A 19,720-nucleotide genomic window follows, 5' to 3' on the forward strand; every position below is an offset into this window, starting at 1 on the left:
ACATGGCTAGAGTTCGAGTGGGACGAGTTGGAGAGCAGATCAAAAAAGAGCTGAGCCAGATTGTCCAATCCGAATTAAAAGATCCCAGAATCGGTTTTCTGACAATTACAGGGGTAGATGTGACAAACGATCTTTCCCTGGCAAAAGTGTATCTCAGCGTTCTGGGTTCCGATGAGGAGAAAGAAGCGACGCTGAAAGCCTTAGGTGTGGCAAGTGGATATATCCGTTCGGAACTTGGCAAGCGAATCCGTTTGCGCAAAGTACCAGAACTTCAGTTTAAATTCGATACATCCATTGATTACGGCAGCCGGATTGAATCCCTGCTTCAGGACATTAACCGCGGAGATCAAACCCCATGACGGCAGACTCCCGTTCTTTGTCCTATGAGGCTCAGTTGGATCAGGCTAAGCGGTTTATTGAGGAAAGGGATGATTTTCTCGTCGTATCCCACGTCCAACCCGACGGGGATGCGGCCGCTTCCACCCTGGCTGTCGGCTGGCTGCTTCGCCGGCTTGGCAAGCAGGTAACCTTAATTAACGAAGGAAGTTTGCCTGTCAAATTTTCGGATTTGGTTCATTTTGCCGATGTTCTGAATTATTCGAATCAGTGCCCTAACCGGACATATCAGTCGATTATAACCGTTGATTGTGCGGATTTTTCAAGAATCGGGGAAGTAGCTTCTTTGTTTGCTCCTTCACCGGATCTATTAAATATCGATCATCATCCAACCAATGACTATTTTGGCACTTGTCAGCTTATTAAACCGGATGCCGCATCCACCACGCAAATTTTGACGGATCTGATGGGACGCTTTCCGTTTCCGCTGGAAGTCAAGTGTGCTGAATGTCTGTATACCGGCCTTTTAACAGATACCGGAGGTTTTCGCTACTCTAGTACGACAGAAAGGGTAATGCAGATTGCAGCTGATTTGCTGGCGCTTGGAGTGAACGGTTCTGTACTCGCGGAGAAATATTTGGAACGTATGACGTATGCTCAGGTTGAGCTGTTAAAAAGAGCACTTTCCACCTTAACGTTTAGTGCAGACAGGAAAATAGCATGGCTTTCGGTAACCGTTCGAGAGATTGAAGAGCTGCAGGCTACAAGTGATGATTTGGATGGTTTAGTCAATTATGCGCGTAACATAGAGCATGTTGAAGCCGGCCTGTTGTTCAAACAACGGGATGAACAGACCGTGAAAGTAAGCTTGCGTTCCAATGGACAAGCCAATGTAGCCGAAATTGCCCAGTCTTTCGGAGGAGGAGGACATATCCGGGCAGCCGGGTGTTCGGTCCAGGGAACGCTGGAAGAAGTGATTAATCAAGTAGTAGATAGAGTTAGGAGCAAGCTAACATGACATGGGAAGGGATATTGCCTGTTTATAAACCTGAGGGATTTACCTCGCATGACGTGGTAGCCAAAATGAGACGAATTCTCGGTATGAAACGAATTGGCCATACCGGTACTTTGGACCCCTCTGTTACCGGGGTCCTTCCTTTATGCCTTGGAAGGGCTACCCGCTTAGTGGAATATATTCAGGAGCTGCCTAAAGAATATGAGGCCACGCTTCAAATAGGCATTGCCACGGATACAGAAGATGCAACCGGGACAATCATAGAGCAGGCCGAACAAGTCCAGCTTGAGGAAGGCCAGGTGATCCGTGTTTTGGAATCATTCGTAGGTTCCATACGACAAGTCCCTCCAATGTACTCTGCTGTCCGTGTGAACGGGAAACGGCTTTATGAGCTGGCTCGTGAAGGAAAGGAAGTGGAACGTAAATCCAGAGAAGTGTACATTTATTCAATATCTGATGTGTACATGGATTTATCCTTGAGGTTCCCGGAGGTTCGTTTCAAGGTGAAATGTTCCAAAGGGACTTATATCCGCACCTTATGTGTAGACATAGGGAAAAAATTGCGGTATCCTGCAACAATGAAACGGCTGGTACGCAGTTCAACAGGAGCAATCGGTCTGGAGCAGTGCATCACTCTAGAGGAAGCGGCTAAGCTTGTTCAAAAGGGGCTTCTTCATGAAAAGCTTATTCCCATGGACCAGGCTGTCTTCCACCTGCCCAAAGTCCAGTTAACAGCCGTGCAGTCCGGGAATGCTCTTCAAGGCAAAAAAATCACATTAATCTCGGTGCCTTCAGTAGGCGTTTCTGGGGAAAAGCTGTTTCGGGCATATGGCCCGAATGATAAGTTCTTAGGCATATTCGAATGGAAATGTGACCAGCATCTCTTGCAACCCGTCAAAGTATTCCTGTAAAATAGCCCGTGATGCAGGCAAAGATGGTAGGTGAACATACATGATGGAAATGATTCATTTGAATTACCCTATTGATAAGTCCGTAATATCCAAGCTTCCTGAGAAACAGGTCATGGCGATCGGCCAGTTTGACGGGGTTCACTTAGGACATCAGGAAGTAATAGGGCGTGCCCTCAGCATGGCTTCTGAGAAGAAGATTCCTTCGGCCGTTATGACTTTTTATCCGCATCCTAAAGAAGTACTGGGGCAGCAAATATATACCGATGTTATCACCCCCTTGGACCATAAAATGGACTGTTTGGAAAAGCTCGGGATTGATTATGCTTATGTACTGCATTTTGATGAATCCCTTATGAAGCTGTCTGCCGAAACTTTTGTAGAGGAAGTATTAATTCCCCTTAACGTTGCCGACTTGGTGATCGGATTTGATTTTACTTTCGGTTACAAGGGTCTGGGTACTCCTGATAAGTTGATAGAGTGGAGTAATGGCCGATATGGGGTTGAAGTCGTGAGTCCTTTTACTCAAAACGGGATCAAAACAAGCAGTACAGAGATCCGATCCGCACTAAAAGACGGAGATGTAATGTATGCAAACGAGCTTCTGGGACGCTATTATTCCATACGCGGGAAGGTAATCGGAGGAGACCGCCGGGGACGTACCATTGGATTCCCTACTGCCAACATGGACATCAAAGAGCCGTATGTAACACCGGCAATCGGAGTGTACGCTGTGTATACCTGGGTAAAAGGGAAACGGTATAAAGGTGTAATGAGTATAGGTACAAAGCCTACATTCAGTTCTGACAAGAGGATTACCCTTGAAGTGCATATACTGGATTTTCATGAGACCATTTATGGTGAAGACATACAAGCGGATTTTGTCTGTTTTCTGCGCCCGGAAAAGAAATTTTCTTCAGTTGAAGCTTTGGTGGCCCAAATTCAGCAGGATGTGAAAGCAGCCGAAACAAAATTAGCTTAATTTTCATGTCCTGATTGCTTCTGGCGGACGCTTATGATATACTAAACAACGCCTGCAATGCTACAACAAAGCATAAAGGCAACGAACCTTAGCTTGGATTTGCGAGACACCGACGCTTTCTGGGCTAACGGCGATTCTTTTAACAGGAACAGGAGGTGACAAGGATGGCATTAACTCAAGAACGCAAACAGCAGTTGATTCAAGAACATAAGGTGCACGACACGGATACTGGATCTCCGGAAGTGCAAGTAGCTATCCTTACGGAAAACATTATCAACTTGACTAATCACTTGCGCACTCACAAGAAAGATCATCATTCCCGTCGCGGTCTTCTGAAAATGGTAGGTCAACGCCGTAAATTGCTGGCATACCTGAAGAACAACGACGTCAAGCGCTATAGTGCATTGATCGAGAAGCTTGGTTTACGTAGATAGGACCGGCACACAGTAAAGCAACCCTGCTGTTCTTTGGTAGCGAGCTCTAGCCGAGCTTGCCGAAAGGCTAACGGGTTGCTTTTTGTTATATTTTTAAATTATAAAAAGAAGGAAATACTATACATACGCAGAAATACTATGAGATTCGGGTAACAGCACTTGTACAGCATGATGAAGAATCTTAGCGTAAGAAGCATTTTCTTCAAAAACTTCTAGGAGGTTGAGTATGGTTAAGATCGTCGAAATGGACTTGGCAGGAAGGCCACTATCACTTGAGACAGGCCGTCTTGCCAAGCAAGCCAATGCATCGGTACTTGTCCGGTATGGCGATACCGTTGTATTGTGTACGGTCACGGCGTCCAGTGAGCCAAAGGATCTGGATTTTTTTCCGCTGACAGTGAACTATGAAGAAAGATTATATGCCGTAGGGAAAATTCCGGGCGGATTTATTAAGAGGGAAGGCCGTCCCAGTGAAAAAGCCATTCTGGCCAGCCGTTTGATTGACCGTCCTATTCGTCCGCTATTTCCGGAAGGATTCCGGAATGAGGTTCAGGTAGTAGCGATAGTCATGAGTGTTGATCAGGAGTGTTCGCCTGAGATTGCTGCCATGACCGGGGTTTCCGCAGCACTTAGCATTTCCAATATTCCGTTTAACGGACCTATCGGCGGTGTCATAGTTGGCCGTATAGACGGTGAATTTGTGATCAATCCTACTACGGAACAGGCGGCCAAGAGTGATATTCACCTGACGGTTGCCGGTACGAAAGATGCCATTATGATGGTAGAAGCGGGGGCAGCCGAAGTTCCGGAAGAGGTTATGCTTGAAGCGATCATGTTCGGTCATGAGCAGATTAAAAAGATCGTGGCAGTACAAGAACAATTCGTGGAAGAGGCCGGGGTGCCTAAAATGGAAGTGCAGCTTCATCAAGTGGACGAGGAAATTAACGCGAAAGTACGTGAGTTTGCCTCAGCAAAAATGATTGAAGCGATTCAGGTTCCTGAGAAACATGCGAGACAAGAAGCCATTGACTTGGTCAGTGCCGAGACGGAGGAGCATTTTGCTTCCTTACTTGAAGACGATCCGGCGAAATTGAAAGACGTCAAGGAAGTGCTGCATGACATCGTAAAGGAAGAAGTCCGCCGTTTGATCACTCATGAGAAGGTAAGACCGGATGGACGGGCTCTGGATGAAATACGCCCTATCGAATGTGATATTTCCCTTCTTCCGAGAACCCACGGGTCGGGTCTTTTCACCCGGGGTCAAACCCAAGCTCTCAGTGTATGTACTTTAGGAGCACTTGGGGATGTGCAAATTTTGGACGGGCTGGATCTGGAAGAAACAAAGCGCTTCATGCATCACTACAACTTTCCTCCGTTCAGTGTTGGGGAGGCTAGACCGCTTCGTGCTCCTGGCCGCCGTGAAATTGGTCATGGTGCTCTTGGAGCAAGAGCTATTGAGCAGGTTATTCCTTCCGAGGAAGAGTTCCCGTACACCATTCGTCTTGTATCTGAAGTGATAGAGTCCAACGGATCTACTTCCCAAGCCAGCATTTGCGCAAGTATGCTTGCCCTGATGGATGCAGGGGTGCCGATTAAAGCGCCTGTTGCCGGGATTGCTATGGGTCTGATCAAAGACGGGCAACACTTTTCCATTTTGACAGATATACAAGGTATGGAGGATCACCTCGGGGATATGGACTTCAAGGTAGCTGGTACGGCTAAAGGCGTAACTGCGCTGCAGATGGATATTAAGATCAACGGCATAGATCGGGACATTTTGCATCAGGCACTTACTCAGGCCAAAGAGGGAAGAATGTTCATTCTGGAAAAAATGCTGAGCCGTATCAGTGATCCTAAGAAAGAGCTTTCACCTTATGCCCCGAAAATTTTGACCATGTCCATTCATCCTGACAAAATCCGGGATGTCATTGGAGCAGGTGGTAAAATCATCAACAAAATCATTGAAGAGACCGGCGTAAAAATTGATATCGAACAGGACGGCCGCGTTTTCATAGCTTCCTCGAATGAGCAAATGAATCAAAAAGCCAAAGAAATTATTGAAGGCATCGTTCGTGAAGTAGTAGTGGGAGAAACCTACCTGGGTACGGTGAAGCGGATTGAAAAATTCGGTGCATTCGTAGAGGTGCTTCCAAATAAAGAGGGTCTCGTTCACATTTCCCAGCTTTCCATAGAGCGTGTTGCAAAGGTAGAGGATGTTGTCTCTATCGGCGATAAAATTACGGTTAAAGTTACGGAAATTGATAATCAGGGCCGGATCAATCTTTCCCGCAAGGCTACGCTTGTGAATCAGGAGAAGCCTCAACAGGAACCAACCAAGTCATAAGTTTACGTGCGAGTTACCCTAATTGAATACATTGGAAAGTATAAATTCTTTATGCTTTCCCATCCTCGGGTAAAACGTCCTCCTTTCGGGAGAACGTTCTACATCCCCAAACAAAGATCCAGCATATATGCCTGTCTCTTTTTTATTTTGGCTAGTCTATTCTTGTCCTTTTCCGCATAAGTTGTAGCACTATGGGTGAAAAGAGGAAAAGAAGATGCGAAAAAAGGTCATTTTCCTTTGCTGTGTTTTTGCAGCTGTTTTTATTGGACTTTGTATTCAGCCGATAAACGGATTTATTCATGCCGTAAAAAGCGGGGAGACACGTGAGGTGTGGAACAATTCCCACGGCTTGACTTCACTTGTCTTTATTTGGGGAGAAAAGCCTGATGATCATGCCCTGATGAAAGAAATCCAGGCTGAAGCCGGGAAACGCAAAGAAGCGCCTGTAGATGCGAAAGTGGACAAGATCTGGAAAGCAATGCCCGGATATAACGGCAGGGAAGTGGATGTAGAGAAAACATATCAGCTTGCTAAAGAGAAACCCCCCGGCACACCAATAACTTATGTATATAAAGAGATTGAGCCTAAAGTAAAATTGGAGGAACTGGGGGCTCACCCCATTTATAAAGGAAACCCACGCAAGCAGATGGCAGCTCTAATGATCAATGTAGCCTGGGGGAATGAATTCTTACCGGGCATGCTTGAAACCCTAAGAAAGGAAAATGTCAAAGCGACATTTTTTCTGGATGGCTCCTGGCTGAAAAAAAATGTAGATATGGCTAAACAGATTCAAGCCGAAGGCCATGAAATCTCGAACCATGGTTATTCGCATAAAAATATGAGTGAACTTAGCAGACAAAAAGCTACGGAAGAAATTGTAAAAACTGAGCAGCTTATTAAAAAGGAACTGGGTGTGAACAATACACTTTTTGCTCTGCCTTCCGGAGATTTTGACCAAGAGACTGTTCAGATTGCCCATGAACAGGGGCTTAAAACCATAATGTGGTCTCTTGATACCATCGACTGGAAAAATCCGGGTGCGGCAAGGATCAATCAAAAAATAAGCCACCGTATGGAACCAGGTTTTTTGGTTCTGATGCATCCTACTTCTTCATCCAGCGAGGCCCTTCCTGAAATGATTAAGATCATCAAAAATAAAGGGATTTCCTTAGGGACAGTGAGCGATGTGTTGTCTTCAAAGCGGTTGCCTGAGCCCCAGCCTTCAAGTTGAGTCCATTCTACATTTTTGTTAGAATCATAGGTGGACTTTTACAGGTTTCGTGTGAATAATGTCCAGGTGCGTCTACTTTTTGAGGAGGAACCCTTGGTGATAAAATATCAATTAAAGAACGGGCTCAGGGTTGTAATTGAAAAAATCCCCACTTGCAGGTCCGTAGCTTTCGGCATTTGGGTGAAAACCGGCTCTAGAAACGAGTCGGCTCAAAACAACGGGATTTCCCATTTTATTGAGCATATGCTGTTTAAAGGAACGGTTCGTCACTCAGCCAAAGAAATCGCTGAGATTTTTGACGGAATTGGCGGAAATGTGAACGCCTTTACATCCAAAGAATACACCTGTTATTATGCAAAAGTACTGGATGAGCATTTGCCGATTGCGGTGGATGTACTCTCTGATATGTTTTTCAATTCCGTGTTCGATAAACAAGAGCTGGAAAAAGAAAAAAACGTTATTTTCGAGGAAATTTCCATGTATGAAGATACGCCGGATGATCTGGTTCATGATCTGGTGGCAAGAGCCTCTTACGGAGAGCATTCTCTTGGACGGACAATCCTTGGAACGGAAGAAACCCTTTCGGCGATGAATCCGGATGATCTTCGCGCTTATATGGAGCAGTTTTATAATATCGAGAATACTGTGATCAGTATTGCTGGGAATATTGATGATAAAGTAATCCAACTGATCGAAAAGCATTTTGGCGAATTCACCAACTCCGGCAGCCCAACGAGTTACACAACTCCCGAATTTGTGGGGGATTTGATTTTCGAAGAAAAAAAGGCAGAACAGAATCACATCTGTATGTCATTACCGGGCATGGCTCTTGAGGAGGATAATCTTTACCCGATGGTGCTGCTTAACAATGCACTTGGTGGAGGGATGAGCTCGCGTTTATTTCAGGAAATCCGGGAAAAACGGGGACTTGCCTACTCCGTCTATTCCTACCATTCTTCCCATATGGATACAGGACTGTTCACGATTTATACGGGAACCGCTCCAAAACAGACTGAGGAAGTGCTTAAGGTAACCATGGATATTTTGGAAAATGTAAAAGAACACGGCCTGACTGACCTGGAATTGAAAAAAGGGAAGGAACAACTGAAAGGCAGCCTGATCCTTAGTCTGGAGAGTACGAATAGCCGCATGAACCGGCTTGGCAAAAATGAATTAATATTTGGTAAACATTACAGTCTGGACGAGATGATTGAACGGATCGAAAGCGTAAATATAGACCATATACGCAGTCTTGTAGGACGGCTTTTTGCCAGACCTTTTGCTTTGTCTATGGTGGGCAGTTCAAACGAGGCTTTACATCACTTCAGGAGGGATTTACTTGTCTGATTTACAAATACAAATTAAACGTCTTCCGCACGCGGAGGGACTCCCATTACCGGTAAAAATGTCCGTAGCGGCAAGCGGGTATGATCTTCATGCTGCCATAGAGCAGGACGTAATTTTGCAGCCTGGCGAGCGGCAATTAATTCCGACGGGATACGCCATTAGCATGCCGGAGGAATTAGAGGCCCAGATTCGTCCAAGAAGCGGACTGGCATATAAATACGGGATCACCACATTAAATTCTCCAGGCACTATTGATGCCGATTACCGTGGGGAAATTAAGGTTCTGCTTATCAATCATGGCCACGAGCCCTTCAGGATTGAACGGGGAGAACGGATTGCGCAAATGGTTTTCCAACTTGTACCTACGGTTGAATTAGTCGAGACAGAAGAGCTAACGGAGACGGTGCGCGGATCAAGAGGATTCGGTCATACTGGAACTAAATAGTAAAGGAAGTTTTGGCGAAGAAGGCTGTCTGGAGGTCATGTTCATGACTTACAGGCAGCTTTTTGCGTCTACACCACTTCTTCAGGCATTGTCACCTCGCGTTGGGCAAAGGCATACCATAGAGTATCGAAACCGGGGAATCAGGACGGAATTGATATAGAAAGGAGTGCCTCAACCATGCTGACAGGAGTCGAGGTCGTCTTTATCGGAGGTGATGCCAGACAGCTTGAAGTGATTCAAAAAATGTTGGAGCTGGATGCTGCAGTTACCTTGGTGGGATTTGACAATTTGCAGCAGTCTTTTTATGGGGCTGTGCAGGCAGAGCTATCGGAAGATCTGCTGGCCAAGACGGATGCGGTCATCCTCCCTCCCGTAGGAACCGATGATCATGGAAGGGTGGATTCCATTTTTTCCACCAACGAACTGGTTCTAACCGAATCTCATATTGCTTCCCTGCCTAAGCATGCCAAGATATACACGGGAATGGCTAAAACCTATTTACGTGAACGTTGTTCCACACACCAGATTGGATTAATCGAAGTCTTTGACAGGGACGATGTCGCGATTTACAATTCCATCCCTACAGCGGAAGGCGCCATCATGATCGCTATTCAAAATACGGATATTACGATCCATGGCTCTACATCCATGGTGCTCGGTTTTGGCAGAACGGGTTTTACAATGGCCAGGGTACTTCAGGGGTTAGGGGCAGATGTGAAGGTGGGAGTCCGCCGGGCAGAGCATTTTGCCAGAGCGAAGGAAATGGGGTTCAAGCCTTTCTACACAAGGGATTTGTATGCTGAAGTAGGCAATATTGACTTGCTTTTTAACACAATTCCGACTATGATAGTCACAGCGCAGGTTATCACCAATATCCCTCACAGTGCCTTTATTATAGACCTTGCCTCCAAGCCGGGCGGAGTAGATTTCCGCTTCGCTGAAAAACGGGGGGTGAAGGCTATTCTGGCGCCTGGATTGCCTGGGATTGTTGCTCCTAAGACAGCTGGACGCATCATAGCGAACACTTTATCCGAGCTTCTTGAAGAAGAGGCCAGAAATAGGAGTGAAGGCTAACATGAATTGGCAGGGGATAACTGTAGGCTATGCTTTAACAGGTTCACACTGTACTCTGGAAGAAATCATGCCGCAAATAAAGCGGTTCGTGGATGAAGGAGCAAGGGTAATTCCTATTGTTTCCCATTCGGTTCAAGCAACCGACACCCGCTTTGGAAAATCGGCAGATTGGCTGGAACAGGTCAAGGAAATAACCCGTCAAGAGCTCATTACCTCAATACCGGAGGCTGAGCCTTTAGGTCCATCCAAATTACTGGATGTCTTGGTGATTGCTCCTTGCACAGGGAATACAACAAGCAAACTGGCCAATGCCATGACCGATAGCCCGGTTCTAATGGCAGCAAAGGCCCAGATGAGAAACCAGAGGCCTCTTGTTCTTGCCATTTCAACAAACGATGGTCTTGGATTAAATGCAATGAACATTGCCAAATTGCTGATAACCAAACATGTTTATTTTGTACCCTTTGGCCAGGATGCCCCGGAGGCAAAACCGAATTCGCTGGTTGCCAGGATGGACCTTGTACCGGAGGCTTGTGCAGCTGCACTTCAGGGCAAACAGCTTCAGCCCTTGATTATTGAGAGATTTCAATATGCTTGATAGCCCGGCGCTCCATTGATAGAACGATAAAAGATTGATAGAGTCTAACAACGTTCTCATAGACGTTTATTTCAGATACACATCTTGAGGAGAGAGAGTGAATATGTCCAACCAAAAGTTATACAACGTTGCTGTAGTTGGTGCTACAGGAGCAGTAGGAGAACAGATTGTCCGTTTGCTTGATGAACGGAATTTCCCCATTAAAGAGCTTAAGCTTCTTTCGTCTGCGCGTTCTGCAGGTACCGTTATTCCTTTTAAAGACAAGGAAATTATCGTGGAAGAAGCTACTGTAAACAGCTTTGAAGGAATAGATTTTGCCCTGTTCAGTGCCGGGGGCGATGTCAGTAAAGTGCTTGCTCCTGCGGCGGCTGCTGCCGGAGCAGTTTGTATTGACAACACGAATGCTTTCCGCATGGATGAGAACACCCCGCTTGTAGTTCCTGAAGTGAACATGCATGCAGCAAGAAATCATAAAGGCATAATCGCAAACCCGAACTGTTCTACTATCCAGATGGTACACGCCTTAAAACCACTGTATGACCGGTACGGCATTTCCCGTATTATTGCATCTACATATCAGGCTGTATCCGGAGCAGGAAACAAAGCCACCAAAGAAATGTTGAGACAATCGCGTGAAGTTCTGGAAGGAAAAGAGGTTAAGCCGGATGTGCTGCCTGTGTCCTCTCTGCCTGTCAAACATCAGATTGCTTTTAATGCCATCCCGCAGATTGACAAGTTTCAGGACAACGGCTTTACTCTTGAAGAGATGAAGATGATTCGTGAAACCAAAAAAATTATGGAAGACGAAAACTTACAAATTACGACAACTTGCGTGCGGATTCCTGTAATTCAGGGACACTCCGAATCCGTATATGTAGAACTCAAAGATCATTTTGAGGTGGAAGAAGTAAGACAGCTATTGTCCCGGACCCCGGGAATTACCGTCGTCGATAATCCCGAAGAGCAGCAGTATCCGCTGGCATCCGAGGCCGCTGGCAAAAAGGAGACATTTGTTGGACGTATCCGCCGGGATCTCAGTAATCCTAAAGCTCTTAACCTTTGGATTGTATCCGACAACTTGCTGAAAGGGGCGGCATGGAACGCTGTACAGATTGCCGAGCACCTGATCTCTGAAGATAAGTAATCTACTAGTCATTTTAGCTATATTATTTTGATAGGTGGGGGAAACACATGCGCATAATCGTTCAAAAATTTGGAGGAACTTCCCTATCCACCAAGGAAGCAAGGAATCACGTTCTAGAGCATATAAAAGATGCTTTATCCGAGAATTATAAAGTGGTTGTTGTTGTTTCTGCCATGGGTAGACAAGGCGAGCCTTACGCTACTGATACTTTACTTGATCTAATCCGCGGAAATGGAGACATTCTCCCGACCGCGAGAGAGATTTGCTGCTTAGCTGTGGAGAACTGATCTCCGCAGCTAACTTATGCAGCATGCTTCACAATGAAAAAATCCCATCTGTCGTTCTAACCGGAGGGCAGGCAGGTATTCAGACCAACGACTGCTTTGGGAATGCGCAGATTCAAACGATTAAACCCAAAAGAATAATCGAGCATCTGGAACAAGGCAAAGTTGTTGTGGTTACCGGCTTCCAGGGAATGACCAAGGACGGGGAAATTACAACATTGGGACGCGGAGGAAGTGACACGTCGGCAACAGCTCTTGGAGCAGCTCTTAAAGCGGAAGTTGTCGATATTTTCACGGATGTGAAAGGAATTTTAACTGCAGATCCAAGAATTGTTGAAGATGCCAAGGCACTTTCCTGCGTGACATTTACAGAGATCTGCAATATGGCTCATAATGGTGCCAAAGTGATTCATCCGAGAGCCGTTGAGGTGGCCATGCATGCCAATATTCCGATTCGTGTCCGTTCCACTTTCTCCATGGACGAAGGGACTCTTGTCACGAGCATAGATGCTCTGAAATTGGGAGATAAGCCGGTTGAAGACCGGTTCGTGACCGGAATTGCGAACTTTGCCAACATTACGCAGATTCAAGTAGCTGCTGCAGAAGGTCAATATGATCTGCAGCTGAAAGTGTTTAAAACAATGGCAGAGAATCAAATTAGTGTTGACTTTATTAATGTTAATCCTTCGGGAGTCGTATATACGGTATTCAGCCACGTAGCTGACAAAGCGGTGAAGCTTCTTAGGGAGTTAGGCTATGAGCCAACGATTCTCAGAAATTGTGCGAAAGTATCCGTCATTGGCGGAGGCATTAATGGAGTGCCGGGGATTATGGCAAAAATTGTAGAAGCCTTGACTGAGGAAGAAATACAGATTTTACAGTCAGCGGATTCCAACACAACGATTTGGGTCCTTGTACACCATTCTGACATGGTGCGTGCTGTAAGAGCGCTTCATAAAAAATTCAGCCTGCACAAGTAATCAGTGAACTATTAGGAGGCGTTTACGGTGGGTTTCGGTAGAGTAATAACAGCAATGGTGACACCTTTTGATGAAAACTTGCAAGTTAACTGGGATCAGATTGAACCTTTGGTGGACTATCTTATTGAAGAACAGCATAGTGATGGTCTGGTTATTTGCGGTACAACCGGTGAGTCACCGACTTTAACCGAAGAAGAAAAGCTTAAACTTATTGAATTGGCAGTAACGTTTGCCAAAGGACGCTGCAAGATTATTGCGGGGACTGGCAGCAATTCTACACAGCATACGATTCATTTTTCTCAAAAGGTGCAGCATCTTGGTGTAGATGCCCTGCTGATTGTGGCTCCTTATTACAATCGTCCTTCCCAGGAAGGGCTGTATCAGCACTTCAAGGCGGTTGCTGAATCCGTTGAAGTACCTATTTTCTTATACAATGTACCAAGCCGGACAGGGGTTAATATCGATGCAGACACGACCATAAGGCTCTCAAAAATCCCCAACATAATCGGAACCAAAGACTGCGGTAACACCGATCAGCTTACCCAGATTCTCACCAATGCAAAAAAAGGGTTTCTGGTGTATAGTGGGGATGATTCGATGACGCTTCCGGCGGTGGCGGTTGGCTGCCAAGGAATTGTCAGTGTCGCTAGTCATTTGGTTGGAAAAGAAATGCAGGATATGATATCTTATTATGTACAAGGTGATATCAGGCAGGCTGTGAAGTTGCAGAGCAAACTTTTGCCAATATTCAAAGGATTGTTCCAGGTTCCGAGTCCGGCACCTGTGAAATTTGCCCTGAATGACCGTGATATGAAAGTCGGCGGTGTCCGTCTGCCGCTTGTCAACGTGACCGAAGAAGAAGGACAGTACATTAGAACCTTGTTTAAATGACAGTTCATATGAATCGGTGCCGATTGGCATCGATTTTGTTTTATCCGGGAACAGTAAAAACAAGGATTCAGAGCGCCCAGAGAAAAGCAACTTGTAAAGACACATGACATTCTTGTATAATGGTGGTAAGTGACTAGTTCGGTTTCATCATACAAAATTCGTCGCCAAACTATTATGGGAGGTACATTACTTGTCTAAAAAGAATAATGAAAAATTGACGATCTTTGCCCTTGGCGGCGTGGGAGAGATCGGTAAAAATATGTATGTGGTGCAATATGACAATGATATTGTAGTCATTGATAGCGGTTTGAAATTTCCGGAAGAGGATATGCTCGGTATCGACATTGTGATTCCAGACATCTCTTATTTGCTTGAAAATAAGGATAAAGTTCGTGGAATCCTGATTACTCACGGACATGAGGACCATATCGGAGGACTTCCATACGTATTGAAGCACTTGAATGTTCCGGTGTACGGAACCAAGCTGACTCTTGGGCTTATTGAAACCAAGCTCAAGGAAGCTGGCCTTTTGGGAGAAACTAAGCGCATTCTTATTAATGCGGACTCCGAGATCAAGATGGGAACCATGACGGCGACCTTCTTTAAAACCAATCACAGTATCCCGGATTCCGTAGGAGTTTGTTTGGAAACCCCGGAAGGTAACGTGGTTCATACTGGAGACTTCAAGTTTGACCAGACACCGGTGAATGACCAATATGCTGATCTCCACCGCATGGCCGAAATCGGGAAGAAAGGTGTACTTGCCTTGCTTTCCGATAGTACGAACGCGGAACGCCCTGGCTATACAGGATCGGAAAAAAGTGTTGGTATCACAATTGAAGAAGTTTTTCGCAAAGCTCGGCAAAGGGTCGTTTTGGCTACTTTTGCCTCAAATATCCACCGGGTTCAGCAGGTTATTGATGCAGCGTATGCAACCAATCGGAAGCTGACTGTCATCGGCAGAAGCATGGTTAACGTTGTGACAATTGCCTCGGAGCTTGGTTATCTTAGAGTACCTGACGGCATACTGATCGAACCTGAAGAGGTGAATCGATTAGCAGCTGATCGTGTAGTTATTCTCTGTACGGGCAGCCAGGGAGAACCGATGTCGGCTCTAACCCGCATGGCCCGTTCAACTCATCGCAAAGTGGATATTCTGCCTGGAGATACGGTTGTAATTGCTGCAACTCCGATTCCGGGGAACGAGCGTTATGTAGGACGTACAGTGGACGAACTGTTCCGCCTGGGGGCTCATGTGATTTATGGCCCGGGATCTGTGACGGGAGTCCATGTTTCCGGACATGGCAGCCAGGAAGAATTGAAACTGATGTTGAACCTAATGAAACCTAAGTACTTTATTCCCATCCATGGGGAATATCGGATGTTAAGGCTGCATGGACAGTTGGCCGAATCCGTAGGTATGGACAAAGAAGATATTTTCATCATAGACAACGGAGACACAGTCGAAATCCAAAATGGAGTTGCCCGCAAAGCCGGTAAAGTACAGGCGGGGAACATCTTGATTGATGGTTTAGGTGTAGGTGATGTAGGAAATATCGTACTCCGCGACCGCAAATTACTGTCTCAGGATGGCATTTTGGTTGTGGTGGTTACCCTGAGCAAGCAGGAAGGTACTATTTTGTCCGGGCCGGATATTATTTCACGTGGTTTTGTATATGTCCGCGAATCCGAAGGGTTGCTTGATGAGGCTAACCGAATTGTAACAAACACACTGAATAAATTGATGAACGATAATGTAAATGAATGGGCATCTTTAAAAACTCATGTAAAAGATGCTCTGGGACGATTTTTATATGAGCAAACCAGAAGAAGACCAATGATCCTTCCAATCATCATGGAGGTCTAAACTTCACCTAGTCACTTAGCCTTATAAACTTTTATAAACTTCCTTAGTTTAACAACTAAGGAGGTTTTTTCATTTATGGCCATTTTGCAGAATTCAGTTGAAAAACCATACATATTCCTGCTCTTTCCATCCATACTACAAGTATATGTCGATGGAAAAGGAGCTAGATGAAAATAATGAATCCTTTTTTTACTAATCAGCAGGAAGGCGAGACACCAGAAGAGAATAGAAAGAATGCAGCCGTAGAAACGATTCAAGACTTAGGCCAAACCAGCTTGCCGACTTCACCGGAGAGCAATATATTTTGTATGAACATTATCGGTCAGGTAGAGGGCCACATGGTCCTTCCTCCCCAAAATAAGACAACGAAGTATGAGCATATTATCCCCCAGCTTGTTGCAGCAGAACAAAGTACTAAAATTGAAGGAGTGCTCTTTATCCTCAATACCGTTGGCGGTGATGTGGAGGCAGGACTCGCCATAGCGGAAATGATTGCTACCATGTCCAAACCCACTGTTTCCATAGTTTTAGGGGGAGGGCACAGTATCGGAGTTCCTATTGCCGTATCGACTGACTTTACGTTTATAGCTGAAACCGCAACTATGACGATTCATCCTATCCGGTTGACAGGTCTGGTTATTGGGGTTCCTCAAACATTTGAATATTTGGATAAAATGCAGGATCGGGTTGTTCGTTTCGTAACCAAGCATTCAAATGTAACCGAAGAGCAATTCAAACATTTGATGTTTAAAACAGGGGAACTTACAAGAGATATCGGGACTACGGTGATTGGAGCAGATGCGGTCCGTTACGGACTAATCAATGCGGTCGGAGGTATAGGAGAAGCTATGCGGGAGTTATATCGGCGTATTGATGAGAAAAAAGCCGGAGCGCAAGGAGGGAAATTCTCTTGATTTTTTATACTGCGGTGAATCCGGAAGACGTGTTCCGGGATTGGGATAAGCAGAAACCTGAATACAGAGATGTAAAGATCAATGGTGTAGATATGCAGATAGAGACACTCCCGGAAGGAAAAGCCAAAATCGTCCGCCTGTACAGCTGTAATCCGTTAGATTATCTGGATAGCAGCTTGCATCCGGGCACAGTTATTTCCTATATTTCCTTGGACAGGAAGGGTCGGGAATAAAAAAGGAAACAGGTGTGCGCATTTCTCCTTCCATGGTCCTGTATGCCAGCTCCTGTTCCTGTGTTATAATTACACATTGGGGGTGACGAAACGTGGCCAAAAGGAGAAGAAGAAGGAAAAAGTCGGTCAGAACCGGACTAATTTATGAATTGTACGGAATTCTGATCCTCATTTTCGCAGTCATCGCATTGGCAAGAGAAGGCCATGTAGGCCGCTCCTTTAATTATTTGTGCCGTTTTTTTGTGGGAACATGGGATTTTATTATCCCTTTAATCTGTATATACATAGCTCTGCACGTAATGATTAAAAGAGATTGGCCAAGAACTTGGACAACCAAGAAAACTGGGATTGTTCTTATCATCCTGGGACTTCTTGTGATGAATCACATTCGATTGTTTGCAAACTTGTTTCCTGACGGAGAGTTTACAGCCGCGGATATATTTAGGTACTCATGGCAGCTTATGGTGCAGGGAATTCAGCCCGAACACGGAAACATACTTACAGACAAAGTGGGAGGCGGCATGATAGGTGCGGCCGAATATAGTGTACTGTATTTTCTGTTCGATACACTTGGGGCCAAACTTGTGATGTATGCCCTGTTTGCCATCGGATTTATTCTAATAACCGGCCTCTCATATGTGGACGCCGGGAAAAAAGTACGCATCGGATCTACAGCCTTTTTTGAAAAACTGACTGCCCGTTTTCGGACAAGCAGGAAAAACCGCTTGGTTCGCAAGGCGGCGGAGCGTTCCGAACGTAAAGTAAAAGCAGGCCGCAGAGCCGTTGAAGCTGACGAACCTGAAGCACAATTCTATGAGGATTACGAAGAAGAATTACCATCAAAGAAAAGGAAAAAACCGGTATTCCTGGAGCTTTTCCAGCCAAAACAAGCAGCTCAAGACCATATAGAGGAAGAGGACACGGATTGGATAGAAGCGCATGAAGAAGCGGAAGAAATAACAGTTTATCAGGCCGGACAGAATGAAATCCCTACAGAACCGGTCATTACAGATTTTCTGGATCACCCTGATATAAATACTAAAACGGCATCAGGGCAATCCGCCCAATCCGTCCAATCCGTCCAATCACAGCCGATCTCCCATGAGCATCAGGCCATGAGGGAAGAGGAGGCCGGAGCGCTTGAAGCGGACATTCCGGCCTCACAGGTAAAGCCGTATGTGCTCCCGCCATTTTCCTTATTGTCACAACCTGCTTCAAATAAAAACGGGGAAGGCACTGATCATAAAGCTAATGCTCGTAAACTTGAAGCTACCATGGAAAGTTTTGGAGTAAGAGCTAAAGTGCTTGCTGTTGTCAGAGGGCCTGCGGTTACCCGATACGAGATCCAGCCGGATGTAGGGGTGAAGGTTAGCCGTGTTGTGGGTTTGACAGATGACATTGCCCTTGCCCTTGCTGCCAAAGATATCCGTATGGAGGCTCCAATACCCGGAAAATCAGCCATAGGGATTGAAGTTCCTAATTCAGAAGTTTCTGTGGTGACAATGAGAGAAGTAATGGAAACCTCTGCTTTTCAATCATCAGCCTCGAAGCTTTCTATTACGCTCGGAAGGGATATTTCCGGTCAGCCTATTGTCGGAAATCTTGCCAAGATGCCGCATTTACTGGTTGCCGGAGCAACAGGATCGGGCAAATCGGTTTGTATTAACGGGATTATTACAAGCATTTTGTACAAAGCAAAGCCGAACGAAGTAAAGTTTATGATGATTGATCCCAAAATGGTAGAACTCAACGTATATAATGGCATTCCCCATCTTCTTGCCCCGGTGGTCACGGATCCGCGAAGAGCATCACTGGCCCTGAAGAAAATTGTCAGTGAAATGGAACGGCGTTATGAATTATTCTCAAAAAGCGGGACCAGAAATATTGAGGGCTACAATGCCATGCTGAATGAGAACGGAACGGAAGCTCCCCTGCCGTACTATGTAGTGATTGTAGATGAACTTGCAGACCTGATGATGGTTGCGGCGAATGACGTGGAGGATGCGATATGCCGTCTGGCCCAAATGGCCAGGGCTGCAGGGATTCACTTGATTATCGCTACTCAAAGGCCCTCTGTTGATGTCATCACCGGCGTTATCAAAGCTAACATTCCTTCGCGTATTGCTTTTGGCGTATCTTCCCAGGTGGACTCCCGTACCATCCTGGATATGGTAGGAGCGGAAAAGCTTCTTGGACGGGGAGATATGCTTTATTTGCCCGTTGGTGCATCTAAACCGATCCGTGTTCAGGGGGCATTTTTGTCCGATCAGGAGGTTGAAGCAGTCGTTCGTTACTGCAGGGACCAGCAGCAAGCCAATTATCAGGAGGAAATGGTACCTGAGGTAGAAGAACAATCAGATACCCATGAGGAATTTGAGGACGAGCTGTATGACCAGGCTGTACAAATTGTACTGGAAGGAGGCCAGGCTTCGGTCTCTCTTCTTCAGCGCAGAATGCGGATTGGATATACTCGGGCGGCAAGACTGATTGACGCTATGGAAGCAAAAGGTATCATCGGTCCTTATGAGGGAAGCAAGCCGCGTGAGGTACTTATTTCATTGGAACAATACCAGCAAAACCGTATTTCCTCTTAAAAGTTGTATGATGAAATTGATTCTATTGAGAATATCTTTTGTCTATATGCAAAGCGGCACATCCCAATAATGGGGGTGCCGTTTTTGAATACCAGCAAA

At 45.7% G+C, this 19,720-nt stretch carries 17 protein-coding genes and 1 pseudogene; all 18 read left to right on the forward strand.

Going from position 1 to position 19,720, the window contains the following annotated elements; genetic code table 11:
• Positions 1–2 precede the first annotated feature (2 nt).
• The 18 genes and pseudogenes from rbfA (at position 3) to BXP28_RS03855 (ending at position 19,621) form a co-directional block, all read left to right on the forward strand.
• Positions 3–359 (forward strand): 30S ribosome-binding factor RbfA, encoded by a 357-nt coding sequence (gene rbfA, locus BXP28_RS03770; protein WP_024094255.1) that lies wholly within the window; start codon positions 3–5, stop codon positions 357–359.
• The gene (locus BXP28_RS03775; protein ID WP_023484682.1) at positions 356–1,354 is read left to right on the forward strand and encodes a DHH family phosphoesterase; all 999 of its coding nucleotides are present in this window, start codon (positions 356–358) and stop codon (positions 1,352–1,354) included. The genes rbfA and BXP28_RS03775 overlap by 4 nt, the downstream gene beginning before the upstream one ends.
• The gene (gene truB, locus BXP28_RS03780; protein WP_023484681.1) at positions 1,351–2,262 is read left to right on the forward strand and encodes a tRNA pseudouridine(55) synthase TruB; all 912 of its coding nucleotides are present in this window, start codon (positions 1,351–1,353) and stop codon (positions 2,260–2,262) included. The genes BXP28_RS03775 and truB overlap by 4 nt, the downstream gene beginning before the upstream one ends.
• Positions 2,263–2,302: 40 nt before the next feature.
• Positions 2,303–3,241 (forward strand): bifunctional riboflavin kinase/FAD synthetase, encoded by a 939-nt coding sequence (locus BXP28_RS03785; RefSeq protein ID WP_023484680.1) that lies wholly within the window; start codon positions 2,303–2,305, stop codon positions 3,239–3,241.
• Positions 3,242–3,405: 164 nt separating this feature from the next.
• The gene (gene rpsO / locus BXP28_RS03790; protein WP_023484679.1) at positions 3,406–3,675 is read left to right on the forward strand and encodes a 30S ribosomal protein S15; all 270 of its coding nucleotides are present in this window, start codon (positions 3,406–3,408) and stop codon (positions 3,673–3,675) included.
• Positions 3,676–3,901: 226 nt separating this feature from the next.
• Positions 3,902–6,019: a polyribonucleotide nucleotidyltransferase gene (gene pnp, locus BXP28_RS03795; protein WP_024094252.1), complete on the forward strand. Its 2,118-nt coding sequence runs from the start codon at positions 3,902–3,904 to the stop codon at positions 6,017–6,019.
• A gap of 214 nt (positions 6,020–6,233) precedes the next feature.
• Positions 6,234–7,250: a polysaccharide deacetylase family protein gene (locus BXP28_RS03800; protein WP_023484677.1), complete on the forward strand. Its 1,017-nt coding sequence runs from the start codon at positions 6,234–6,236 to the stop codon at positions 7,248–7,250.
• Positions 7,251–7,346: 96 nt separating this feature from the next.
• The gene (locus tag BXP28_RS03805) at positions 7,347–8,597 is read left to right on the forward strand and encodes a M16 family metallopeptidase (RefSeq protein WP_023484676.1); all 1,251 of its coding nucleotides are present in this window, start codon (positions 7,347–7,349) and stop codon (positions 8,595–8,597) included.
• 58 nt (positions 8,598–8,655) lie between these two features.
• Positions 8,656–9,042, forward strand: coding sequence for a dUTP diphosphatase (gene dut / locus BXP28_RS03810; RefSeq protein ID WP_023484675.1), 387 nt, complete (start codon positions 8,656–8,658; stop codon positions 9,040–9,042).
• Between the two features lie 177 nt (positions 9,043–9,219).
• Positions 9,220–10,116 (forward strand): dipicolinate synthase subunit DpsA, encoded by an 897-nt coding sequence (dpsA, locus tag BXP28_RS03815; RefSeq protein ID WP_023484674.1) that lies wholly within the window; start codon positions 9,220–9,222, stop codon positions 10,114–10,116.
• Position 10,117: 1 nt separating this feature from the next.
• Entirely contained in the window at positions 10,118–10,714 is a 597-nt protein-coding gene (locus BXP28_RS03820) for a dipicolinate synthase subunit B (RefSeq protein ID WP_023484673.1), read from the forward strand.
• 103 nt (positions 10,715–10,817) lie between these two features.
• Complete coding sequence (locus BXP28_RS03825; RefSeq protein WP_023484672.1) at positions 10,818–11,858, forward strand: aspartate-semialdehyde dehydrogenase; 1,041 nt, start codon at positions 10,818–10,820, stop codon at positions 11,856–11,858.
• 47 nt (positions 11,859–11,905) lie between these two features.
• A pseudogene (gene dapG, locus BXP28_RS03830) lies at positions 11,906–13,122 on the forward strand (aspartate kinase).
• A gap of 27 nt (positions 13,123–13,149) precedes the next feature.
• Positions 13,150–14,013 (forward strand): 4-hydroxy-tetrahydrodipicolinate synthase, encoded by an 864-nt coding sequence (gene dapA / locus BXP28_RS03835; protein ID WP_024094248.1) that lies wholly within the window; start codon positions 13,150–13,152, stop codon positions 14,011–14,013.
• Positions 14,014–14,203: 190 nt separating this feature from the next.
• Positions 14,204–15,880 (forward strand): ribonuclease J, encoded by a 1,677-nt coding sequence (locus BXP28_RS03840; RefSeq protein ID WP_023484669.1) that lies wholly within the window; start codon positions 14,204–14,206, stop codon positions 15,878–15,880.
• A 176-nt stretch (positions 15,881–16,056) separates the two neighbouring features.
• Positions 16,057–16,794 carry a ClpP family protease gene (locus tag BXP28_RS03845; RefSeq protein ID WP_036656571.1) on the forward strand — a complete coding sequence of 246 codons (738 nt, stop codon included), beginning with the start codon at positions 16,057–16,059 and terminating at the stop codon, positions 16,792–16,794.
• Positions 16,791–17,027, forward strand: a complete 237-nt coding sequence (locus tag BXP28_RS03850) for a YlzJ-like family protein (protein WP_036654048.1) — start codon at positions 16,791–16,793, stop codon at positions 17,025–17,027. Before BXP28_RS03845 ends, BXP28_RS03850 begins: the two co-directional genes overlap by 4 nt.
• A gap of 92 nt (positions 17,028–17,119) precedes the next feature.
• A complete protein-coding gene (locus tag BXP28_RS03855; RefSeq protein ID WP_023484667.1) occupies positions 17,120–19,621 on the forward strand; it encodes a DNA translocase FtsK in 2,502 nt (833 codons plus the stop codon).
• The last annotated feature ends 99 nt before the right edge of the window (positions 19,622–19,720 follow it).

Source organism: Paenibacillus larvae subsp. larvae (assembly GCF_002003265.1).
Lineage (GTDB): Bacteria > Bacillota > Bacilli > Paenibacillales > NBRC-103111 > Paenibacillus_H > Paenibacillus_H larvae.

Bases quoted from the DNA above. Each gene is read 5' to 3' on its own strand.
- BXP28_RS03800 (WP_023484677.1), top strand. From the start codon at position 6,234: ATGCGAAAAAAGGTCATTTTCCTTTGCTGTGTTTTTGCAGCTGTTTTT.
- rpsO (WP_023484679.1), top strand. From the start codon at position 3,406: ATGGCATTAACTCAAGAACGCAAACAGCAGTTGATTCAAGAACATAAG.
- BXP28_RS03845 (WP_036656571.1), top strand. From the start codon at position 16,057: ATGAATCCTTTTTTTACTAATCAGCAGGAAGGCGAGACACCAGAAGAG.
- BXP28_RS03785 (WP_023484680.1), top strand. From the start codon at position 2,303: ATGATGGAAATGATTCATTTGAATTACCCTATTGATAAGTCCGTAATA.
- BXP28_RS03775 (WP_023484682.1), top strand. From the start codon at position 356: ATGACGGCAGACTCCCGTTCTTTGTCCTATGAGGCTCAGTTGGATCAG.
- dpsA (WP_023484674.1), top strand. From the start codon at position 9,220: ATGCTGACAGGAGTCGAGGTCGTCTTTATCGGAGGTGATGCCAGACAG.
- dut (WP_023484675.1), top strand. From the start codon at position 8,656: ATGTCCGTAGCGGCAAGCGGGTATGATCTTCATGCTGCCATAGAGCAG.
- rbfA (WP_024094255.1), top strand. From the start codon at position 3: ATGGCTAGAGTTCGAGTGGGACGAGTTGGAGAGCAGATCAAAAAAGAG.
- BXP28_RS03825 (WP_023484672.1), top strand. From the start codon at position 10,818: ATGTCCAACCAAAAGTTATACAACGTTGCTGTAGTTGGTGCTACAGGA.
- truB (WP_023484681.1), top strand. From the start codon at position 1,351: ATGACATGGGAAGGGATATTGCCTGTTTATAAACCTGAGGGATTTACC.
- BXP28_RS03820 (WP_023484673.1), top strand. From the start codon at position 10,118: ATGAATTGGCAGGGGATAACTGTAGGCTATGCTTTAACAGGTTCACAC.
- pnp (WP_024094252.1), top strand. From the start codon at position 3,902: ATGGTTAAGATCGTCGAAATGGACTTGGCAGGAAGGCCACTATCACTT.